This window comes from Pseudomonas sp. YNh, assembly GCF_037993085.1.
Taxonomy (GTDB): domain Bacteria; phylum Pseudomonadota; class Gammaproteobacteria; order Pseudomonadales; family Pseudomonadaceae; genus Aquipseudomonas; species Aquipseudomonas putida.
The window spans coordinates 1-20147 of sequence record NZ_JBBMRJ010000049.1 but is presented as its reverse complement, the minus strand read 5'-3'; the positions used below and the strand labels follow the sequence as shown (position 1 = coordinate 20147).

20 protein-coding genes are annotated in these 20147 nt (G+C 62.2%); 5 read left to right on the top strand and 15 right to left on the bottom strand.

Annotated features, from left to right (window positions below; all coding sequences use genetic code 11):
- Positions 1 to 193 precede the first annotated feature (193 nt).
- The 9 genes from msrQ to mrcB form a co-directional block, all read right to left on the bottom strand.
- Positions 194 to 805: a protein-methionine-sulfoxide reductase heme-binding subunit MsrQ gene (gene msrQ / locus WF331_RS28080; protein ID WP_340623525.1), complete on the bottom strand. Its 612-nt coding sequence runs from the start codon at positions 803 to 805 to the stop codon at positions 194 to 196.
- Positions 805 to 1818, bottom strand: coding sequence for a protein-methionine-sulfoxide reductase catalytic subunit MsrP (gene msrP / locus WF331_RS28075; RefSeq protein WP_340623524.1), 1014 nt, complete (start codon positions 1816 to 1818; stop codon positions 805 to 807). The genes msrQ and msrP overlap by 1 nt, the downstream gene beginning before the upstream one ends.
- Before the next feature lie 79 nt (positions 1819 to 1897).
- Positions 1898 to 2749, bottom strand: coding sequence for a CDP-diacylglycerol--serine O-phosphatidyltransferase (pssA, locus tag WF331_RS28070; RefSeq protein ID WP_340623523.1), 852 nt, complete (start codon positions 2747 to 2749; stop codon positions 1898 to 1900).
- A 150-nt stretch (positions 2750 to 2899) separates the two neighbouring features.
- Positions 2900 to 3916 carry a ketol-acid reductoisomerase gene (gene ilvC, locus WF331_RS28065; RefSeq protein WP_003250043.1) on the bottom strand — a complete coding sequence of 339 codons (1017 nt, stop codon included), beginning with the start codon at positions 3914 to 3916 and terminating at the stop codon, positions 2900 to 2902.
- Positions 3917 to 3970: 54 nt separating this feature from the next.
- Positions 3971 to 4462 carry an acetolactate synthase small subunit gene (ilvN, locus tag WF331_RS28060; RefSeq protein WP_003250040.1) on the bottom strand — a complete coding sequence of 164 codons (492 nt, stop codon included), beginning with the start codon at positions 4460 to 4462 and terminating at the stop codon, positions 3971 to 3973.
- 1 nt (position 4463) lies between these two features.
- On the bottom strand, positions 4464 to 6188 hold the full coding sequence (locus WF331_RS28055) for an acetolactate synthase 3 large subunit (RefSeq protein WP_041168126.1): 1725 nt from the start codon (positions 6186 to 6188) through the stop codon (positions 4464 to 4466).
- A gap of 410 nt (positions 6189 to 6598) precedes the next feature.
- Complete coding sequence (locus tag WF331_RS28050; RefSeq protein WP_041167876.1) at positions 6599 to 6931, bottom strand: YqcC family protein; 333 nt, start codon at positions 6929 to 6931, stop codon at positions 6599 to 6601.
- Positions 6931 to 7731 (bottom strand): tetratricopeptide repeat protein, encoded by an 801-nt coding sequence (locus tag WF331_RS28045; RefSeq protein ID WP_284365135.1) that lies wholly within the window; start codon positions 7729 to 7731, stop codon positions 6931 to 6933. Before WF331_RS28045 ends, WF331_RS28050 begins: the two co-directional genes overlap by 1 nt.
- Positions 7732 to 7746: 15 nt before the next feature.
- Positions 7747 to 10068, bottom strand: coding sequence for a penicillin-binding protein 1B (mrcB, locus tag WF331_RS28040; protein WP_340623522.1), 2322 nt, complete (start codon positions 10066 to 10068; stop codon positions 7747 to 7749).
- Positions 10069 to 10183: 115 nt separating this feature from the next.
- Between mrcB and WF331_RS28035 the strand changes: the two genes are divergently transcribed.
- Together WF331_RS28035 and WF331_RS28030 are read left to right on the top strand one after the other, a co-directional pair.
- Positions 10184 to 11746, top strand: a complete 1563-nt coding sequence (locus tag WF331_RS28035; protein WP_340623521.1) for a bifunctional aminoglycoside phosphotransferase/ATP-binding protein — start codon at positions 10184 to 10186, stop codon at positions 11744 to 11746.
- Between the two features lie 252 nt (positions 11747 to 11998).
- Positions 11999 to 12277 (top strand): TfoX/Sxy family protein, encoded by a 279-nt coding sequence (locus WF331_RS28030; protein WP_016489141.1) that lies wholly within the window; start codon positions 11999 to 12001, stop codon positions 12275 to 12277.
- A gap of 206 nt (positions 12278 to 12483) precedes the next feature.
- On the opposite strand, the gene WF331_RS28025 is transcribed toward WF331_RS28030, so the two are convergent.
- Genes WF331_RS28025 through WF331_RS28010 form a run of 4 tightly spaced genes read right to left on the bottom strand, consistent with a single transcriptional unit; the run spans position 12484 to position 16066 of the window.
- Complete coding sequence (locus tag WF331_RS28025; RefSeq protein WP_049275307.1) at positions 12484 to 13368, bottom strand: ChaN family lipoprotein; 885 nt, start codon at positions 13366 to 13368, stop codon at positions 12484 to 12486.
- A gap of 12 nt (positions 13369 to 13380) precedes the next feature.
- On the bottom strand, positions 13381 to 14148 hold the full coding sequence (locus tag WF331_RS28020) for a heme ABC transporter ATP-binding protein (protein ID WP_059395892.1): 768 nt from the start codon (positions 14146 to 14148) through the stop codon (positions 13381 to 13383).
- The gene (locus WF331_RS28015; protein ID WP_162471788.1) at positions 14148 to 15131 is read right to left on the bottom strand and encodes a FecCD family ABC transporter permease; all 984 of its coding nucleotides are present in this window, start codon (positions 15129 to 15131) and stop codon (positions 14148 to 14150) included. The genes WF331_RS28020 and WF331_RS28015 overlap by 1 nt, the downstream gene beginning before the upstream one ends.
- A gap of 50 nt (positions 15132 to 15181) precedes the next feature.
- A complete protein-coding gene (locus tag WF331_RS28010; protein WP_340623520.1) occupies positions 15182 to 16066 on the bottom strand; it encodes a heme/hemin ABC transporter substrate-binding protein in 885 nt (294 codons plus the stop codon).
- 148 nt (positions 16067 to 16214) lie between these two features.
- Between WF331_RS28010 and WF331_RS28005 the strand changes: the two genes are divergently transcribed.
- The gene (locus tag WF331_RS28005; protein WP_016501615.1) at positions 16215 to 16532 is read left to right on the top strand and encodes a Rieske (2Fe-2S) protein; all 318 of its coding nucleotides are present in this window, start codon (positions 16215 to 16217) and stop codon (positions 16530 to 16532) included.
- On the opposite strand, the gene sfsA is transcribed toward WF331_RS28005, so the two are convergent.
- Together sfsA and WF331_RS27995 are read right to left on the bottom strand one after the other, a co-directional pair.
- Positions 16522 to 17235: a DNA/RNA nuclease SfsA gene (sfsA, locus tag WF331_RS28000; RefSeq protein ID WP_059395890.1), complete on the bottom strand. Its 714-nt coding sequence runs from the start codon at positions 17233 to 17235 to the stop codon at positions 16522 to 16524. The genes WF331_RS28005 and sfsA overlap by 11 nt on opposite strands.
- On the bottom strand, positions 17235 to 18407 hold the full coding sequence (locus WF331_RS27995) for a pyridoxal phosphate-dependent aminotransferase (RefSeq protein WP_340623519.1): 1173 nt from the start codon (positions 18405 to 18407) through the stop codon (positions 17235 to 17237). The genes sfsA and WF331_RS27995 overlap by 1 nt, the downstream gene beginning before the upstream one ends.
- Before the next feature lie 210 nt (positions 18408 to 18617).
- Between WF331_RS27995 and dksA the strand changes: the two genes are divergently transcribed.
- The gene (dksA, locus tag WF331_RS27990; protein ID WP_016501618.1) at positions 18618 to 19064 is read left to right on the top strand and encodes an RNA polymerase-binding protein DksA; all 447 of its coding nucleotides are present in this window, start codon (positions 18618 to 18620) and stop codon (positions 19062 to 19064) included.
- A 63-nt stretch (positions 19065 to 19127) separates the two neighbouring features.
- Entirely contained in the window at positions 19128 to 20015 is an 888-nt protein-coding gene (gluQRS, locus tag WF331_RS27985) for a tRNA glutamyl-Q(34) synthetase GluQRS (RefSeq protein ID WP_041168127.1), read from the top strand.
- Positions 20016 to 20147: the final 132 nt, after the last annotated feature.

Genomic DNA, 20147 nt, shown 5'->3' with positions numbered 1-20147 from the left:
TTCCGATGTCGCTGGAAGTGGGGCGCATTATAAGGGGATTCGGAAGGGCGTCAACCTTTAATTGCAGTTATTTGGAATATTCCTGGCGAAGGCCGTATCAAGGGCCACCAGGTGTCCGCCACAAGATCAAAGGCAAGCACCTTTCACAGCCACTACTATCTCAAGACTGGCCCCTGGCAGCCCCACCTCACTCTCAAACCGCCCTACCCTGCTTCCTGCCAACCCTCGAAAGCCCCCGCCCAACAGCAGGAACCCGCAGCACCATCAGCACAGCACCAATAAACGCATACACAGCCCACTCCCGCAGGTCCGAGCGCACAATCCACAAAAAGTGCAGCAGCCCCAGCCCAAGAACCAGATACACCAACCTGTGCAGCTTCTTCCATCGCGCCCCCAGCCGCCGTTGGCTATAACGATTCGAGGTAACCGCCAACGCCAGCAAGCACAGGAACCCCAGCGCACCGACAATAATGTAGGGCCGCTTGCGCAGCTCCACCGCCAACTGCCCCCAATCCAGCCCAAGAATAAAGAACAGGTAACAAAGGATGTGCAGCACTATATAAGCAAACACCCATAACCCCAGCTGCCGGCGCACCACAATCCAGCCCGACCAGCCCGTCAGCTTCTGCAGTGGGGTCATGCTCAAGGTCACCAGCAGGAAGGTAAACGCCCCAAGCCCAAGGCGATCCATCATGATCTTCCCAGGGTCAGGCCCCAGCAGGTTCATCGCCGCCTCATATAGCCACCACGCCGGAAACACGCATCCCACGATGAAGATCGCCAGGCGAAACCAGGGGTAACGCATCAATAGTTCTTCCGCAGATCAAGCCCTGTATACAGCGACGCCACTTCATCAGCGTAACCATTGAACATCTGCGTCTCTCGCACATTGGGGCTGAACAACCCGCTGGGCAACCGGCGTTCGCGCGCCTGGGTCCAGCGCGGGTGATCGACCTCCGGGTTAACGTTGGCATAGAAACCATATTCATCCGGCGCCAGCCCTTCCCAGGTCGTGCCGGGCTGCTCAGCCACCAGGCTGATGCGCACGATCGACTTGATGCTCTTGAAGCCATATTTCCACGGCACCACCAGGCGCAACGGCGCGCCATTCTGATTGGGCAGTTCGCGGCCATACATGCCGACCGCCAGGATCGCCAGCGGATGCATCGCCTCGTCCAGGCGCAACCCTTCTCTATAAGGCCAGTCGATCAAGGCGAACCCTGAACGCTGCCCAGGCATATGCTGTGGATCTTTCAACGTCTCGAAGCGCACATAGCGCGCCCTGGAAGTCGGCTCGACCTGCTGGAGTACCTGCGCCAGCGGGAACCCCAGCCACGGGATGACCATCGACCACGCCTCTACACAACGCAGCCGATAGATCCGCTCTTCGAGCTGATAAGGTTTGACGAAGTCTTCCAGCGCATAGCGCCCGGGCTTGCCCACCTCACCATCCACCACGATCGACCACGGTTCGGTCTTCAGGCTGTCGCCATTGGCGGCCGGGTCGCCCTTGTCAGGCCCGAATTCATAGAAGTTGTTGTAATGGGTAGCATCTTTGAACGGCGTGATTGCCTCGCCCTTAACCGTCACCGCCTGCCAGCGCGTGGCAGCGAGCTTGTCAGTGAACCAGGCCGGCGCGGCAACCGCCTGCACATCGGTATAACGGGAAACTTCAGCAGCGCCCGCCCTGCCCGGCAATGCGCCCAGCGCCAGGCCGGCCAATGAGCCACCCAGCAGGGTGCGACGGGAAAGGTAGATGCCTTCGGGCGTGATCTCCGACGCCTTGCACTCGGAAGACCTGGGAAGCTTGATGAGCATGGGCGGCTCCATAGCACTGGATAACGGATGTACCAGTAAGACTATGGAGCCGGAGGGTTATTCCAGCGTTAAGCAATTTTCACGCTTTGCGCCGGCGCGCCTTCAACAGGAACTGCATCGGCCCCGACGCCGCATAGGCGAGGAAGATCAGCAGCAGGATGCGCGGCGGGTCGCTGAACACGACGGCAAACACCAGCACCACGGCAAGGATGGCCACGAATGGTACGCGCCCCTTGAGGTCCAGCTCCTTGAAGCTGTTGTACTTGATATTGCTGACCATCAGCATGCCGGCAGCTGCCACCAGCAGCGCCACCAGGAACGACAGCTTGGAGCCCTGGATACCGTAATCGCTGAACGCCCACACGGTACCCGCTACCACACCTGCGGCAGCCGGGCTGGCCAGGCCGATGAAGTAGCGCTTGTCGGCGGTACCGACCTGGGTGTTGAAGCGCGCCAGGCGCAGCGCGGCACCGGCCACATAGATGAAGGCGACCATCCAGCCGACCTTGCCCATGTCACCCAGCGCCCAGCCAAAGGCCAGCAACGCAGGGGCCACACCGAAGGCGACCATGTCCGACAGCGAGTCATACTCGGCACCGAAGGCGCTCTGGGTATTGGTCATGCGCGCAACGCGGCCGTCCAGGCCGTCGAGCACCATGGCCACGAAGATGGCGATGGCGGCGAAGGCGAAGTACTTGCTCGCCTCGCGCGGGTCACCGGCACTCAGGGCGCTCTGTGCGCTCATCGAGCTGATGATGGAATAGAAGCCGGCAAACAGGTTGGCGGTGGTGAACAGGTTGGGCAGTAGGTAGATGCCGCGGTGGCGCACCTTGCGGCCTTCGGCGTCGTGCCCTTCTTCAATGTGCTCATCGATAGGTAGCAGGCTTTCGGCGTCGGAGGGCTTGTTCGGCTCTTCGGGACGTTCGCTCATAAAGGGTACCTTGCAACAGGATGGAAAATGTTCGACACGGGCCCGCGAAACAGGTTCTGACAGCAGGCCACTGGTCTGCTTTATACCAGAAGCGGGCTGCCAGAACGAAAAAACGCGGCCGAAGCCGCGTTTTTCATCTTTCGATAAGACTTAGTTCTTGGTCTTGTCGACGATTTTGTTAGCCGAGATCCACGGCATCATCGAGCGAAGTTGCTCGCCGATGATTTCGATGCCGTGAGCGGCGTTGTTGCGGCGCTTGGCGGTCATCGATGGGTAGTTGGTAGCACCTTCGGAGATGAACATCTTCGCGTACTCGCCGTCCTGGATGCGCTTCAGGGCGTTGCGCATGGCCTTGCGGGATTCTTCGTTGATGACTTCCGGGCCGGTGACGTACTCACCGTATTCGGCGTTGTTGGAGATCGAGTAGTTCATGTTGGCGATGCCGCCTTCGTACATGAGGTCAACGATCAGCTTCAGTTCGTGCAGGCACTCGAAGTAGGCCATTTCCGGCGCGTAGCCAGCTTCGACCAAGGTTTCGAAACCGGCCTTGACCAGTTCAACGGTACCGCCGCACAGAACAGCCTGCTCACCGAACAGGTCGGTTTCGGTTTCGTCCTTGAAGGTGGTTTCGATGATGCCGGTACGGCCGCCACCAACGCCCGAAGCGTAGGACAGGGCAACGTTCTTGGCATTGCCCGAAGCATCCTGGTAGATAGCGATCAGGTCAGGGATGCCGCCGCCTTTGACGAACTCGGAGCGAACGGTGTGGCCCGGGGCTTTCGGCGCGATCATGATCACGTCGAGGTCGGCACGCGGAACAACCTGGTTGTAGTGGATCGAGAAGCCGTGGGAGAAGGCCAGGGTAGCGCCCTTCTTGATGTTCGGCTCGATCTCGTTCTTGTACAGAGCGCCCTGGAACTCGTCCGGGGTCAGGATCATGACCAGGTCAGCCGCAGCGACAGCGGTAGCAACGTCGGCAACTTTCAGGCCGTGGGCTTCAGCCTTGGCAACGGTAGCCGAACCTTTACGCAGACCGACGGTAACGTCTACACCGGAGTCCTTCAGGTTGCACGCTTGAGCGTGGCCCTGGGAGCCGTAACCGATGATGGCGACTTTCTTGCCCTGGATGATGGAAAGGTCGCAGTCTTTATCGTAGAAAACTTTCATGAAATACCCCTGGTTATATCTCGGCCCCTGCGGAGCCATCGCTAATTTTTGAATTTAGATGCTGAGCACTTTGTCGCCACGGGCAATGCCGGTAACGCCGCTGCGCACGGTTTCGAGAATCGATGCAGTGCCGATCGCCTGGATGAAGCTGTCCAGTTTGTCGCTGGTGCCGCTCAGCTGCACGGTGTACACGCTGGCGGTCACGTCGACGATCTGGCCACGGAAGATATCCGTGGTGCGCTTGATCTCGGCGCGCTGGGCACCGGTGGCCTTGACCTTGACCAGCATCAGTTCACGCTCGATGTGAGCACTTTCCGACAGGTCGACAAGCTTGACCACTTCGACCAGCTTGTTCAGGTTCTTGGTGATCTGTTCGATCACTTCGTCATGGCCAACGGTGGTCAGCGTCAGACGCGACAGGGTCGGGTCTTCGGTCGGCGCCACGGTCAGGCTTTCAATGTTGTAGTTGCGCTGGGAGAACAGGCCGACCACACGGGACAACGCACCTGGTTCGTTTTCCAGCAGCAGGGAAATGATGTGCCGCATATCAGGTACGCTCCGTCTTGCTCAGCCACATGTCACGCATCGAGCCATCCTTGATCTGCATCGGATAGACGTGCTCGCTGCGGTCAACCGCGATGTCGATGAACACCAGACGGTCCTTCATCGCAAACGCTTCTTCCAGCTTCGGCTTGAGGTCCTTCAGGCTGGTGATGCGGATACCCACATGGCCATAGGCCTCGGCCAACTTGATGAAATCAGGCAGCGACTCGACGTACGAGTGCGAGTGACGACCGTTGTAGGCCATGTCCTGCCACTGGCGAACCATGCCCAGCACACCGTTGTTCAAGTTGACGATTTTCACCGGCAGGCCGTACTGCATGCAGGTGGACAGCTCCTGGATGTTCATCTGGATGCTGCCTTCGCCAGTCACGCAGGCAACGTCCTGATCCGGGAAGTTGAGCTTGACGCCCATCGCCGCCGGGAAGCCGAAGCCCATGGTGCCCAGGCCACCGGAGTTGATCCAGCGGTTCGGCTTGTTGAAGCGGTAGTACTGCGCCGCGAACATCTGGTGCTGGCCCACGTCGGAGGTGACGAAGGCATCGCCATGGGTCACTTCGCACAGGGTTTCGATGACTTTCTGCGGCTTGATGACAGTGCCGTCGCCCTTGTCGTAAGGGAACATCTCGCCATCGCCACGCCATTCGTCGATCTGCTTCCACCAGGCATCCAGCGACGCCTTGTCAGGCTGCTCGCCGATTTCCTTGAGGATACCGAGCATTTCGCTGAGCACGCTGTCGACCGGGCCGACAATCGGCACATCGGCCTTGATCATCTTGGAAATCGACGCCGGGTCGATGTCGATGTGGATGATCTTGGCGTTCGGGCAGAACTTGGCCGGGCCGTTGACCACACGGTCGTCGAAGCGTGCGCCCACAGCGAGGATCACGTCGGCGTTGTGCATGGCCATGTTGGCGGTGTAGCTGCCGTGCATGCCGAGCATGCCAAGGAACTGGCGGTCCGTACCCGGGAAGCCACCCAGGCCCATCAGGGTATTGGTAACCGGCAAGTTCAGCGACTTGGCGATTTCGGTCAGGGCTTCGGAGCCACCGCCGAGAATCACGCCACCACCGGAGTAGACGATCGGGCGCTTGGCAGCCAGGAGCATCTCGGCGGCCTTGCGGATCTGGCCGGAATGGCCACGGACCGCCGGGCTGTAGGAGCGCAGCTTGACCTTTTTCGGGTAGACGTATTCGAACTTTTCGGCCGGGTTGGTCATATCTTTTGGAATGTCGACCACGACCGGACCTGGGCGACCGGATTGCGCCAGGTAGAACGCTTTTTTCAGGACTTCCGGGATCTCGGTCGGGTTCTTGATCATGAAGCTGTGCTTCACGATCGGCCGCGAGATACCAATCATGTCTGTTTCCTGGAAGGCATCGGTACCCACCATGGTGCTAGGCACCTGGCCGGACAGGATGACCATCGGAATCGAATCCATATAGGCGGTGGCAATGCCGGTGATGGCATTGGTCGCGCCCGGGCCGGAGGTTACCAGCACCACACCGGCCTTGCCGGTGGCGCGGGCGTAGCCGTCCGCCATATGGGTTGCCGCCTGCTCGTGACGAACCAGGATGTGTTCCACTTCCGGTTCTTTGAACAGTGCGTCGTAAACATGCAGGAGAGCACCACCAGGGTACCCGTAGATGTGCTTAACGCCTTCGTCACGCAAAAAGCGGACGACCATCTCAGCGCCAGATAAAAGCTCCACGTTGTTCACCTCTAAAACGCCAGAATACCGTCCCTAGTGGACGGGTCTTAATAGGTTTACTGCCAAGCAGAGCATGAGCGAAAACGTCAGCACTGACTGAGCAAGTATTGGGATCACCCCAGAGTGTTGCGGGGCTTTCCCACCCAGCGCGAGGTAACGCGTTGCGGGGTGTAACAGGTCGGCGCGGGTGTGCACCTCATGATCTGCTTAGCGGGTCTGCTTCTGGCAGTCCCTCTACAGCGGAAGTTGGATTCTTGTGATTCGGCGCCAACATGTCAAGAAAAATTATTGCCAATTTTTCCCCAAGATGAATTCCTGCCACCACTAAAAATCGCTTCAGCAGCAGAATAAATAAGATTTCCATAAAAAAGGGCCACAATCTGCGGCCCTTGAAGGAAAAACTAAAGAAATCAGGCGGAAGGAGCGATCAATTGGTCAAATGCTGCCAACAGGCGGCGCAGCTCACGACTTTGCTCCGGCCGGTCGGTAAACACGGTCTCGGCCATGACCAGGATGCTGGAGGCGTTGGGCAACGGCTGACCGAGCTCGATGATGATCTTCATCCGCGGCAGGAAGATCCATTGCAGCCACTGCTCGAAACTGAGGGTATCGACCGCAAACGGGACGGTACTGGCCAGAGCCTCGTCGCTGGGTGGCTCGTCATCCCACCACCCTTGCACCACCAGTTCACGCTCGATCAGCAACAGGTGGTCGGCAATGTCCAGAATACGTTGCTCGATCATCACGAATTGACCCGCGCCTTCTGCCGGGCCAGTGCCGCGCCAGCGCTGTCACCTTGCTTTTCACGGGCCTGGGCGATGGTGTTCCACAGCTCGGCCTGCAGGCTTGGGCGGCCGTTGGCGTAAGTCAGGGCGCGACGCGCCAACTGCTCGGCCTGCGCTGCATCACCTTGCGACAGGCGTACCTGAGCCAGGCGATACAGCACCTGCGGCTCACGCGGGGCAATGCGCTGGGCACGCTCCAGGCTCGAAGCCGCTCCGTTGAAGTCACCACTGCCCTGCTGGGTTTGCGCGGTGGTAAGCAGTGCCAGCACCGGGCCGTCCAGTTGCTCGTCAGCCGACAGACCACCGGCAGCGGTGCTGCGCGGAATGCCGGTTGGCGCGCTGGAGCTTGCCGGGGTGCTGTTCATCGCCGCGATGTCGAACGGCTCGTCGGCGATCGGGTTGGGGTTGGTGGTCATCGGCGCCGAACTGACCGGGCCAGAAGTAATCGGGCCCGGCGTGATTGGCGAGGTGCTGATCGGCGCCGCGCCATTGGCAGCCGGGAACGTCTGGATGCCAGAAGCGCCAGCGCCCTGCGGGATCATCACGGTCACGCCCGAGTCTTCGGGCAGCGTCTGCGCTTGCGCGGTGCCCGTGTTATAGCCACCCGCCGAGCGGTTGGCCGTCACGCGCTCGCTGTTTGACACGCGAGTGCTCGAATCGACCACCGGAATATTACCGCGCGGAACGCTAGAGCACCCCTGGAGCACAGCCAACGCCGTCACGGCAGGAAACAGCCACTTGTTCACGTCACACCTCATCAATGCAGCCTGTGCTTAATTCATCCAGCCTTTGACCCAGTCCATGACTGATTCTGCAGGATTCTGCTCGCCGCCACAGGTCGCGCCGGCGGGCGGTTCACTCCCGCGAATATACGGCATCTGCACCGCTCCCGGACAGCTGCCATCAGACCCATGGCCAGTGTACGGGTCGATCCAGGCCTGCACCACGTTGTCCGGCTGCGGCATGTCCAGCGGTAGCGGGTCGGCCTTCTTCATGAAGCTGGTCCACACCTGCAGGGCACCGGTGGCACCGGTAAAGGGGGTTTTGCCGTTATCGTCACGGCCCATCCACACCACGGCCAGCAGGTCGTGGCTGAAGCCGGAGAACCAGCTGTCGCGCGAGTCGTTACTGGTACCGGTCTTGCCCGCCAGGGTCAGCGAGCGCGGCAAGGTGTTGTACACCGAGCGCCCGGTACCTTCGCGCATGACCCGCTGCATGGCGTTTTGCACCAGGTAGATGGCCCCCGGGTCGAAGGTTTGCTGGATCTGGAACGGGTAGCGCTTGAGTGGCTCGCCCTCGGCAGTCAGCACACTGCGGATACCGCGCATCGGGGTATTGAAACCGCCGTTGGCGATGGTCTGGTACATGGTCGCAACCTGCATTGGCGACATGCCACCGGCCCCCAGCAACATGGCCGGGAAGGCTGGCCAGTCGACATTTACCCCCAGCCGGCCAATGGTCTTGATCACATTGGGCACGCCCACTTCCAGCCCGAGCTTGGCGGTCGACAAGTTGTAAGAGTTGGCAAGGCCCTGATACAGGTAGATGGTGCCATGCGGTCGACGGTCGTAGTTTTGTGGGCGCCATACCTGGCCATCGGCACCCTTGACCGAAAATGGCTCGTCCTGCACCCAGCTGGTCAGCGTGTACTTGCTCGGCTGCTCCAGCGCAGTCAGGTACACCGACGGCTTGACCAGCGAGCCGATCGGCCGCACAGCATCGATGGCCCGGTTGAAACCGGCGAAGCCTGCCTGGCGGCTACCGATCAGCGCCTGTACCTCACCGGTTTCCGGGTTGGTCACGACCATGGCCGATTCCACCTCGTCAGCACCTTTGCGCCCCGAAAGGCGCTTGAAGGTCTCGCTCATCGAGGTTTCGGCCTTCATCTGCAGAATCGGATCGAAGCTGGTGAAAATACGCAGGCCTTCTTCGGTCAAGTCTTCGTCGCGGTAGTCCTGGCGCAGCTGACGCTTGACCAGGTCGAGGAAGGCCGGGAACGAGCTGTCGGCCAGGCTGCCGCGCTTGGTCACGCCCAACGGCATCTTCTTCGCGGCATCGACTTCCGCCTGGCTGGCCACGCCCTGTTCGGCTACCAGGTCGAGCACAAGGTTGCGGCGGGCCAGAGCGCGGTCAGGGTAGCGCCGCGGGTTGTAATAGGACGGCCCCTTGACCATGCCAACCAGCAAGGCGATCTGATGCAGCTTCAGCTCCGAAAGCGGCTGGCTGAAGAAGAACTGGCTGGCCAGGCCGAAGCCGTGAACGGCACGCTGGCCATCCTGACCGACAAACACCTCGTTGAGGTAGGCCTCGAGAATCTCGCGCTTGTCGTAGTGCAACTCAAGCAGCATGGCCATCATCGCTTCGGTCAGCTTGCGGCTGAGGCTGCGTTCGCTGCTGAGGTAGAAATTCTTCACCAGCTGCTGGGTCAGGGTACTGCCGCCCTGGCGCATCGAGCCGGACGAGGTGTTGACCCACATGGCCCGGGCGATGGACTTGGGCGACACGCCATAGTGGCTATAGAAGTCGCGGTCTTCAGTCGCCACGAGGGTTTCGAGCAAGTACTTGGGTACCTGGTCGATCTTGATCAGGATGCGGTCTTCGAGGTTTTTCGGGTAGATACCGCCGATCATCAGGGGTTCAAGCCGCACCACGTCGAGCGCCTTGCCGTTGGCAGCCGACAGGCCCGCCACATAATCGCCTGAGAAACGCACGCGTACGAACTGTGCTGGCTCCATGCCCTCGTAGAACTGGAAACCACGGGTATTGAGGTCGACGGTATTGCCGTTGACGGCCGCCGCACCCGGGCCGTTGGCCGCACTTTCGCGCCGGTAGCCGAGCGCGTCGAGTTCGGTAAGGAAGTCGTTCTTGCTCAGTTTCTGACCAGTGAACAGTTCCAGCGGCCGGGCATACACCTTGGCCGGGATGGTCCAGCGCTTGCCGGAGAACTTCTCCTGGACAACGGCATCGAGGTAAACCGCGAAGCCGGCAACGATCACCAGGCCTACCAGGCTGAGCTTCAAAGCCCAGCCCAGCCAGGCGCGAGAGCGGCCGGTCGGGCGTTTCTGAGGGGTACGGGGATTTCGGGTTCGGGTCATGGCGGCGGATTATACGCACTTTATAAAGGCTGGGCAGACGGCCCAGCGGTAGGCAGGGACGGCACCATTGACCATAATGGCGCATTCGAATTCCCTGCCCCCGGAAGGATTTCCCGTGAGCCAAGCACTTATCACTGCGTTGCAGAACCCAGCCCTGTACCCTCACCCCGTGGATGGGTTCCAGCTCATCGAGACGCATATCTCCTGGGTGCTGCTCACCGGCGAGTACGCCTACAAGATCAAGAAACCGATGAACTTCGGCTTCCTCGACTTCACCGACCTAGGCCAGCGCCAACACTTCTGTAACGAAGAGTTGCGCCTGAACCAGCGCCTGACCGACGGCCTGTACCTGGAGGTGCTGCCGCTGACCGGTAGCGTCGACGCACCGCAGATCGGTGGCGACGGCGAAGCCATCGAATACGCACTGAAGATGCGACAGTTCCCGCAGGGGCAGATGCTCAGCACCCTGCAGGCCAATGGCGAACTGAGTGCCGCGCACATCGACCAGATGGCCCGGCAAATCGCCGAGTTCCACTTGCAAACGCCCAAGGTATCCGCCGAGCAGCCCTACGGCTCGCCTGAAAGCGTCATGGCGCCGGTCGAGCAGAACTTCGAGCAGATCCGCCCATTCCTCAGCGACAAGGCCGACCTGCTGCAACTGGACAACCTGCAGGCTTGGGCCCGCAGCAGTTTCGAGCGGCTGCAAGGCCTGTTCGCCTCGCGCAAGGCCAATGGCTTCACCCGCGAGTGTCACGGCGACATCCATCTGGGCAACGCCACCCTGATCGACGGCCAGGTGGTGATCTTCGACTGCATCGAGTTCAACGAACCGTTCCGCATGACCGATGTCTGGGCGGACACCGGCTTCCTCGCCATGGACCTGGAAGATCGCGGCCTCAAGTGCCTGGCACGACGCTTCATCAGCCAGTACCTGGAGCTGACCGGCGATTATGAAGGCCTGGAAGTACTCAACTTCTACAAAGCCTATCGCGCCCTGGTACGGGCCAAAGTCGCGCTGTTCAGCATGCCGGCCAATGCCGACGGCGTGCAGCGGGCCACCACCCTGCGCACCTACCGCAACTACGCCAACCTGGCCGAAAGCTACAGCGCCATCCCTTCGCGGCTGCTGGCCGTTACCCATGGCGTCTCGGCAGTGGGCAAGAGCCACGTGGCAATGCGGCTGGTCGAGGCCCTGGGCGCCATTCGTGTGCGCTCCGATGTCGAGCGCAAGCGCCTGTTCGGCGAACAGCCGCAAGAGAGCGCCGGTCAGCTCACCTCCGGCATTTATGACCAGGATGCCAGTGCTGCCACATACCAACGTCTGCACGAAGTTGCAGCAACCGTTTTGCGCGCCGGCTTCCCGGTGGTGCTGGATGCCACCTACCTCAAGCATGAACAGCGGCAAGCTGCGGCAGACGTTGCCAGCCAGACCGGTGTACCGTTCCTGATCCTCGACTGCCACGCACCCGAGGCAGTTATCGCCAGCTGGCTGGAGCAACGTCAGGCCGAAAACACCGACCCTTCGGATGCCACCCTCGACGTGGTCAAGGCCCAGCAGGCCAGCCGTGAAGCCCTGGATGCGCAGGAGCTGGTGCAGAGCACCCGGGTCGATACCCAGGATGCTGGCAGCATGGACCAGGTGATCGAGCAGATTCGCCAGCGTTTGCCTGGCCTGTAAGTTCGCCGCTTTCCTGTTCTGGCCCTATCGCCGGCAAGCCAGCTCCCACAGGTACACCATCGCCCTCAAGGCCAGCGGTGTACCTGTGGGAGCTGGCTTGCCGGCGATAGGGCCAGAACAGGCTACTTCTCAAAGGCAGCTCCATCGCCCCGATGGCAAAAGGCCGCGCATTTCTTAACCCCCGCTACACTCCTCTCTGACCTGCTCGCGATTTATCCTCCAATCCACGTTCAGCCATCGCAAGGAGGCTCGATGAACGATGAATTGCAGCACCTGAAGAACCTTGGCAAGACCTCTGCGCAGTGGCTGCATGCAGCCGGCATCCACAGTGCATCGGACCTGCGTCGCCTGGGTGCGGTGGGTGCATACCAGGCCGTAAAGACACGAGGGTTCCGCGCTTCCAAGGTGCTGTTGTACGCCATTGAAGGCGCCCTGCTGGACATGCACTGGAACGATCTGCCACTTGAACGCAAAGAAGCGCTCAATCAACAACTGGACGCGAAAAACCCTACGCAAAAAAATCCAAAATAATCGTGGAAGGGGATTGACTACGAAATGAGAATCGTTATGATTATCACAACTGGTCGCGAGACTGGTTGGATAACCTAAGAGCCCCTGGTTCGGACTCTCAGATTATCTCCTCATCAGGCTAATCACGGTTATTGACCCGGCTCTTTGCCGGGTCTTTTTTTGCCTGTGGTTTTGTGCCTCCTGGCTTGGCCTTACCACCTTGCACACTACTGGCGAAACTGCGCGCAGTAGTCCTGCTCCGGCGTCGCCGCCGTGTACCACACGTAATCAGCCTCGCCTGGCTCAACCTGCTCGCCCACCTCGGCCAGCAGCAATACCTTGCTCTCCCCCGACGCCCCCAGATCAGCCAGGTGCAAGGGTATGCCCAAGTCCTTGCGCACGTGATAGGCACCGGCAAACAGCAGCGCCGGCTGCGGCGCCGACAGCAAACGCTCGGCCATGCGCCGGTCGCGCTGCTGCTGCACGGCCAGCATCGCTGGCAACTGGTTTTCCGGCAGCATCCCGCAATGCCCGGCGCGTACCTGCTCCAGCAAGGCAGCCTTCACCGCTGGCGCATTGGACCTTTCGCCGGTCAGCGAGGCGGGTTGTCGATAGGCTTGGCGCATCTCGCCAGGCGACAGGTTGGCCGCCAGCAGTGGCACTCTCTGCTGCAAGGCCTCATGCACTATCGGCCCGTACAGTTGCCAATCCCAACCGTCCTGCCAGGCCAGCGCTTTGGGCAAGTCTGCCGGCACGGGTTGCCCCTGAACCTTGTCGACCAGCGGTTGCTGTTCGGGCTGCAGCATTTCCAGCAAGAGGCTGCCTTGCACGCGCTGCCCCTGCAACGCGCGCAGCAGCCAAAGTTGCAGCGCGTGGTGGTCCGGGTTGTCGTGTTTTTCACCCACCAGCACACGGGGGGCGCCCGCCAGGCGCTGCACCAGTTGCTCAGGGCTGATCGCCTGGCCGCTGGCAAGGTCGATGATGTGCCCCAACTCGGCATGCGTAAGCCCCTCACTGCTCTGCCAAGCGGGCAACGGCGGCAGGCTGGCCTGGCAGCCACCCAGTGCCAACATCAGGCAAAGCGAGAAACCGGACAGCAGCGGATGACGCATCGGCAATGCCTCCTAGCGGGCGATGATCAACGGATGCCCACGCTCCGGGTGCGCCTGCACCAGCACATCGATACCGTAGACAGCCCTCAACGCCGCTGGCGTCAGTACCTCTTCAGGCGAGGCAAAGGCATGACTGCGCCCCTGTTCCAGCAACAGGATACGGTCACAGTAGCGCGCAGCCAGGTTCAGGTCATGCAGGATTACCAGCACCGCGGCGCCGCGGTCGGCGAAGCGGCGCACGGACTCCAGGGTGGTGTGCTGGTGCAGTGGGTCGAGCATCGAGGTCGGCTCGTCGAGCAGCAGCGTGGTCCCCTCCTCGCCTGGCCATAGCTGCGCCAGCACACGGGCCAGGTGCACCCGCTGCCGCTCGCCACCGGACAACGCCAGGTAACTGCGCTCCACCAGGTGCCAGGCATCCGCCGCCTGCAACGCCGCTTCGACTATTTCCGCATCGCGCCGCTGCCCGGTGCCATGGGGCATGCGCCCCATGCCCACCACTTCCTCGACCCGGAACGAGAAGCCCAGGCTGGACACCTGTGGCAACACGGCCAGGCGCCTGGCCCGCTCCTGCCCAGGCCAATCGGTGAGGGGCCGGCCCTGCAACGTCACCCGCCCCCGGTCGGGCACCAGCTCGCCACTCAGCACACCCAGCAGGCTGCTCTTGCCGGCACCGTTGGGGCCTAGCACGCCCACCACCTGCCCCGGGCTCAGCTGCAGATTGATACCGTGCAGCACCTCATTGCTTCCGCGCCACAGGTGCAGGCCTTCGACTTGCAACATCAGCTGCGCCCTCGTATCAGCAGGACCAGAAAGAACGGTGCACCGATGAAGGCCGTGACAATACCAATCGGCAACTCGGCAGGTGCCAGCAGCAGCCGCGCCGCCAGGTCGGCGAACAGCATCAGCACGCCCCCCGCCAGCAACGAGGCCGGGAGCACCACACGGTGATCAGGCCCGGCCAGCAAGCGCACCAGGTGCGGCACCACCAGGCCGATGAAGCCGATCAGCCCTGCTGCAGCCACTGCCGCACCTACGCCCAACGCCGTGCAGAACACCAACTCGCGCTTGAGCCGCTCAACGTCAACGCCCAGGTGGCGCGCCTCCGACTCACCCAGTAACAGGGCATTCAGCGCCTTGGCCCGGCGTGGCAGCCATACCGCTACCCCCGCCGCCACCAGCAGCAACGGCCACAGCCGTTCGTAGCTGGCACCGTTCAGGCTGCCAAGGTTCCAGAACGTCAGCGTGCGCAGGGTGGCGTCGTCGGCCAGGTAAGAGAACAGCCCAACGGCCGCGCCACCCAGCGCAGTCATGGCCACGCCAGCCAGCAGCATGGTTGCGACGTTGGTCTGGCCATCGCGCCGGCCCAGACGGTAGACCAACGCGGTTACACCAAGCCCCCCGACAAAAGCGCAGAACGACAGCAGATACGGCGCGAAAGCCTCCGGCATGCCGCCAAACCAGGCGCCACCGACGATGGCGACCGCGGCCCCCATCGCCGCCCCAGCGGCAACCCCCACCAGCCCTGGATCGGCCAGCGGGTTGCGGAACAGCCCCTGCATGGCCACACCGGACAGCGCCAGCACCGCACCCACCGCCAGCCCCAGCAAAGTCCGCGGCAGACGGATCTGGCCCAGGATCATCTCGGCCTGCTGCAGGCCGTCAGCCGCAATCGGCAGCCCCAGCAGGCGCAGGCCGGCGCGCAGGGTGTCGAACAACGGCAGGCTGACCGGCCCCAGGGCCAGCGACAGCCACACCGCCAACAGGCACAGCAGGCTCAGGCATATGAACAACGTACGTGGCTGGACCCGCTGTTTCATTGCGCGAAGCTGGCCTGGGCTGCCGGGTAGAAGGTGGCTGCCAACGACTGCAAGGTCGATGGCAGGCGTGGGCCAAGCCCGCCCACCAGCAGCGTCGGGTCCAGTGACACCAGGCGTTTCTCACGCACAGCCCGCGAGGCAGCCAACGCGGGGTTTTCCTTCAACAGCGCCTGCAAGGCCTGCTCATCGGCCAGCGCCCGGTCGGAAAACACGATCACGTCCGGGTCCAACGCCGCCAAGGCTTCGTTGGAGAAGTTCTTGTAGCCTTGATGTTCTGCCAGGTTGTGCCCACCTGCCTGGCCCAGCAGCCAGTCACCCGCAGTGCCCTGCCCGGCGATCAGCGGCTTGGCCCCGGCGTGGCCGACCGGCAGTAGCACCCCAGGTGCCTTTTGCCCGGCCTGAGCCTGCTTGACCTTGGCCTGCACAGCCTCGATTTGCTGGTGATAACCCGCCGCCAACGCCGAAGCTTGCTGCTCTGCGCCAAGCAACTGCCCCAGATGCTTGAGGTTTTCATCCACCGCCGCGAGTTCGGCTTTGCTGGAGAACAACTCCACCCGCACACCGGCCTTGCGGATTTGCGCCAGGACCGGCGGCGGGCCCATTTCCTCGGTGCCCACCAGTACATCCGGGCGCAGGCTGAGAATGCCTTCAGCCGACAACTGCCGCTGGTAGCCCACGCTGGGCAGTGATTTCAGCGATGCCGGATGCTGGCTGGTGGTGTCCACCCCGACAAGCCGTGCTTCACCGCCCAGTGCCGTTATCCACTCGCTCAGGGCGCCACCCGCGCTGACCCAGCGTTGCGGCAACTCGGCCGCCAGGGCCTGGGTGGAGAGCACAAGGCTTGCGCACAGGGCGAGCAAGGCGACTGGACGGCGCATCATCGGGTTCCTTCTGAGGGCGAGCCGCGCGCCTTGTGGCGGACGGCAGAACTGCGCACCATAGGTAGCCAGGCGCAGCGAATGCGGGCAATTTGATAATTATTCGCATTGACGCGTCAAGTCATCATCTGTTTCATGAGTCGTCCTCGCCATGCACTTGCTCTGTACCTCCCACGCCTTGGCCGAAGGCCAAAGCCGCGCCTTCAGCGTAGACGGCCTCGAACTGTTCGGCGTACGCCGCCAGGGCCAGGTGTACCTCTACCGCAACCGTTGCCCACACCGCGGCATCCCGCTGAACTGGGCGCAAAATGCATTTCTTGATGACAGCGCCAGCCTCATCCACTGCGCCCACCATGGCGCGCTATTTTTGATTGAAAGCGGCGAGTGCGTAGCCGGGCCTTGCGAAGGTGAGCAATTGCTGGCCCTGGGCTGTCACGAGGACAGCCAGGGCATCTGGCTTATGGCGTGACCAGCACCGGCAGGCGGCGATCAACAACAATGCCTTCGGCATCCAGACGGGTGCCGTAGGCCAGCACCTCCACGCCGTCCGCCACCGCCGCACGCAGGGCCTGGGCATAGGCTGCGTCGATTTCCTCAGCTGGGCGTACGGCGTCGATGCCCGTCAGGTTCACGCAATACAACTGCACCGCCCGTACACCCTGGCGGGCCAATTTCGCCAGCTCGCGCAGGTGCTTGGCACCGCGCTGTGTCACCGCATCGGGGAAGGCTGCAACTGTGCTGTCGGGGTAGCCCAAGGTCACGCTCTTGACCTCGACGTACGCGGGGGCACCGTCGAACTCCAGGCGAAAGTCGATGCGGCTGCTTTCGTCACCGTACGCCACTTCGCGCTTGAGCGCGGTGAACCCGGCGAGTTCGGTGATGACGCCGGCCCGCAGTGCCTCTTCGACCAGCGCGTTGGCACGCCCGGTATTCACGCAGGCCAACCGGCCCTGCGGGGTTTCGCTGATTTCCCAAGTGCCCGGCAGTTTGCGCTTGGGGTCGTTGGAGCGGCTGAACCACACCTGCCCGCCTTCACGCATGCAGTTGAGCATCGAGCCGGTGTTCGGGCAGTGAATGGTCAGCTGTTCGCCGCTGGCCAGTTCGATGTCCGCCAGAAAGCGCTTGTAACGGCGCAGCAGGCGGCCCTGTTCGAGTGGGGGATAGAACTGCATCAGCCTTGCCAGCTCCGCAGGCCACGGGCAATGCGCCGCACCGCCTCTTCCAGGCGCGGCAGGCTCTGGGTGTAGGCAAAGCGCACATGGTGCCCGGCCAGGTGGCGGCCGAAGTCCAGGCCCGGCGTAAAGGCCACGTGCTCGGTTTCCAGGAAATGCCGGCAGAAGGCAAACGCATCACCGCCAAAGGCACTGATGTCGGCATACAGGTAAAAAGCCCCCTGCGGCTCGACGGCAATGCGGAAGCCCAATTCGCGCAGGGCGGGCAACAGATAGTCGCGACGGCGGGCGAACTCGGCCCGGCGTTCTTCGAAAATGGCCAGGCTCTCGGGCTGGAAGCAGGCCAGCGCGGCATGCTGGGCCATGCTCGGTGCACTGATGTAAAGGTTCTGCGCCAGCTTCTCCAGGTCGCCCACCGCGCCGGGTGGGGCTACCAGCCAGCCAAGGCGCCAACCGGTCATGCCGTAATACTTGGAAAAACTATTCAGGACGAACGCCGAGTCGTCGACTTCCAGCACGCTTGGCGCGTCCATGCCATAAGTGAGGCCATGGTAGATTTCGTCCACCACCAGGTGGCCGTGTCGCTCATGGGTGGCCCTGGCAAGGCTGGCCAACTCTTCGCGCCCCAGCACGGTACCGGTCGGGTTAGCCGGCGACGCGACCAGTGCACCGACGGTGTCCTTGTCCCAGTAACGCTCGACCAGGTCGGCGGTGAGCTGGTAATTCACCTCCGGGCCCACTGGCACCAGCTGCGCTCCGCCCTCGACCAGCCGCAGGAAGTGGCGATTGCACGGGTAACCCGGGTCGGCCAGCAACCAGTGCTTGCCCGGGTCGACCAGCAGGCTGCTGGCCAGCAGCAACGCGCCAGAACCACCTGGGGTAATCAGGATGCGCTGCGGGTCGATGTTCAAGCCATAACGCTGGCCATAAAAGCCGGCGATCGCTTCGCGCAGTGCCGGCAGGCCGCGTGCGGCGGTGTAGCGGGTGTGCCCGGCGGCCAGTGCCGCCTGGCCGGCAGCCACGATCGGCGCAGCCGTAGTGAAGTCGGGCTCGCCGATTTCCAGGTGGATCACGTCGTGCCCGGCCGCCTGCAACTCGTTGGCCCGGGCCAGCAGCGCCATGACGTGGAAGGGTTCGATGGCGCGGCTGCGCGCACTGTAGGGGTGGGCCATGACCTTCTCTCAATTGCGTCTAAACTGGAGATTCTACCTCTGCACGCCAACGAACGTACGGCTCGCGCCGATGTCAATAAGCAGGATCGGGCGGGGTAGCGCACCCCCGATCTATCTGGTAAGTTCGGCGGCTCGCAGTCGCAGGGCCGGCGGTCGCCGGGGATGGAGCATCCTGCGCATTGGATCAGATGAGTGAGAGGCGGTCTATTCATGTCCACCGTAGAAAAGCAAAAAACCGGTCAAACCATGTACGGTGTCGAGCCCTATAAAGAGACCAAGGGCGAAGAGTACATGGGTGAGCCCATGAAGAAGCACTTCACCAAGCTTCTCAATGCCTGGAAAGGCGAGCTCATGCAGAGTGTGGATCGCACCGTAGACCACATGAAGGATGAAGCTGCGAACTTCCCGGACCCGGCCGACCGTGCCAGCCAGGAAGAAGAATTTGCTCTTGAGCTGCGCAACCGTGATCGCGAGCGCAAGCTGATCAAGAAAATCGACAAGACCCTGCAGAAGATCCAGGACGAAGATTACGGCTGGTGCGAATCGTGCGGCATCGAAATCGGCCTGCGCCGCCTGGAAGCACGTCCGACCGCCGACCTGTGCTTCGACTGCAAGGAAATCGCCGAGAAAAAGGAAAAAACGGTCGGCAAAGGCTGATCTTTCTTCCACCTGAACGGGGCGCTTGATGCGCCCCGTTTCATTTATATGCCCAGCCTGACCATGACCGACTCCAGCTACATCGGGCGCTTCGCCCCCACCCCCAGCGGCTTCCTGCACTTCGGCTCGCTGGTCGCCGCCCTCGCCTCCTGGCTCGATGCCCGTGCCGTCAACGGCCGCTGGCTGCTGCGCATGGAAGACACCGACCCACCCCGGGAAATGCCCGGGGCCCGTGATGCCATCCTGCAGACCCTGGAGCGTTACGGGCTGGAATGGGATAGCGAAGTGGTGTTCCAGAGCCAGCGGCACGATGCCTATGCCGCAGTAGTCGACCGTCTGTTCAACATGGGCCTGGCGTATGCCTGTACCTGCTCGCGCAAGCAACTGGAGGGTTACAACGGCATCTACCCAGGCCTGTGCCGCAACGCCGGCCATGCCCGGGAAGGCGCGGCGATCCGCTTACGCGTGCCAGAGCTGATCTACCGCTTTACCGACCGGGTACAGGGCGAGTACCAGCAGCACCTGGGCCGTGAAGTGGGCGACTTCGTCATCCAGCGCCGCGACGGGCTGTATGCGTACCAGCTGGCAGTGGTGCTGGACGATGCCTGGCAGGGTGTTACCGACATCGTGCGTGGCGCCGACCTGCTCGACAACACCCCGCGTCAGCTGTACCTCCAGGAGTTGCTGGGGTTCTCACAGCCGCGCTACCTGCATATTCCGCTGATCGTGCAGCCGGATGGGCACAAGCTGGGCAAATCGTACCGCTCGCCCCCCCTGCAGGCAGAGCATGCTACACCGCTACTGTTGCGGGCATTGCGGGCGCTGGGGCAGGAAGCAGACCCCGACTTGCTGCTGGCAACGCCGGCTGAAGTGTTGGCGATAGCCCGCAAGCAGTGGCGGCCGGAGGCGATTGCGCAGCGGACCACGGTGCCAGAGGCTGATTTGCGCTGAACCTTTACCGGCCTCTTCGCGGGCGCGCCCGCTCCCACAGGAACCACGCCACCTTCAAGGCCTGTGATCTACCTGTGGGAGATTCTATGGTTTTCAGCAAGGCGCTTTCCCACCCTTGGTGACATATTCGTC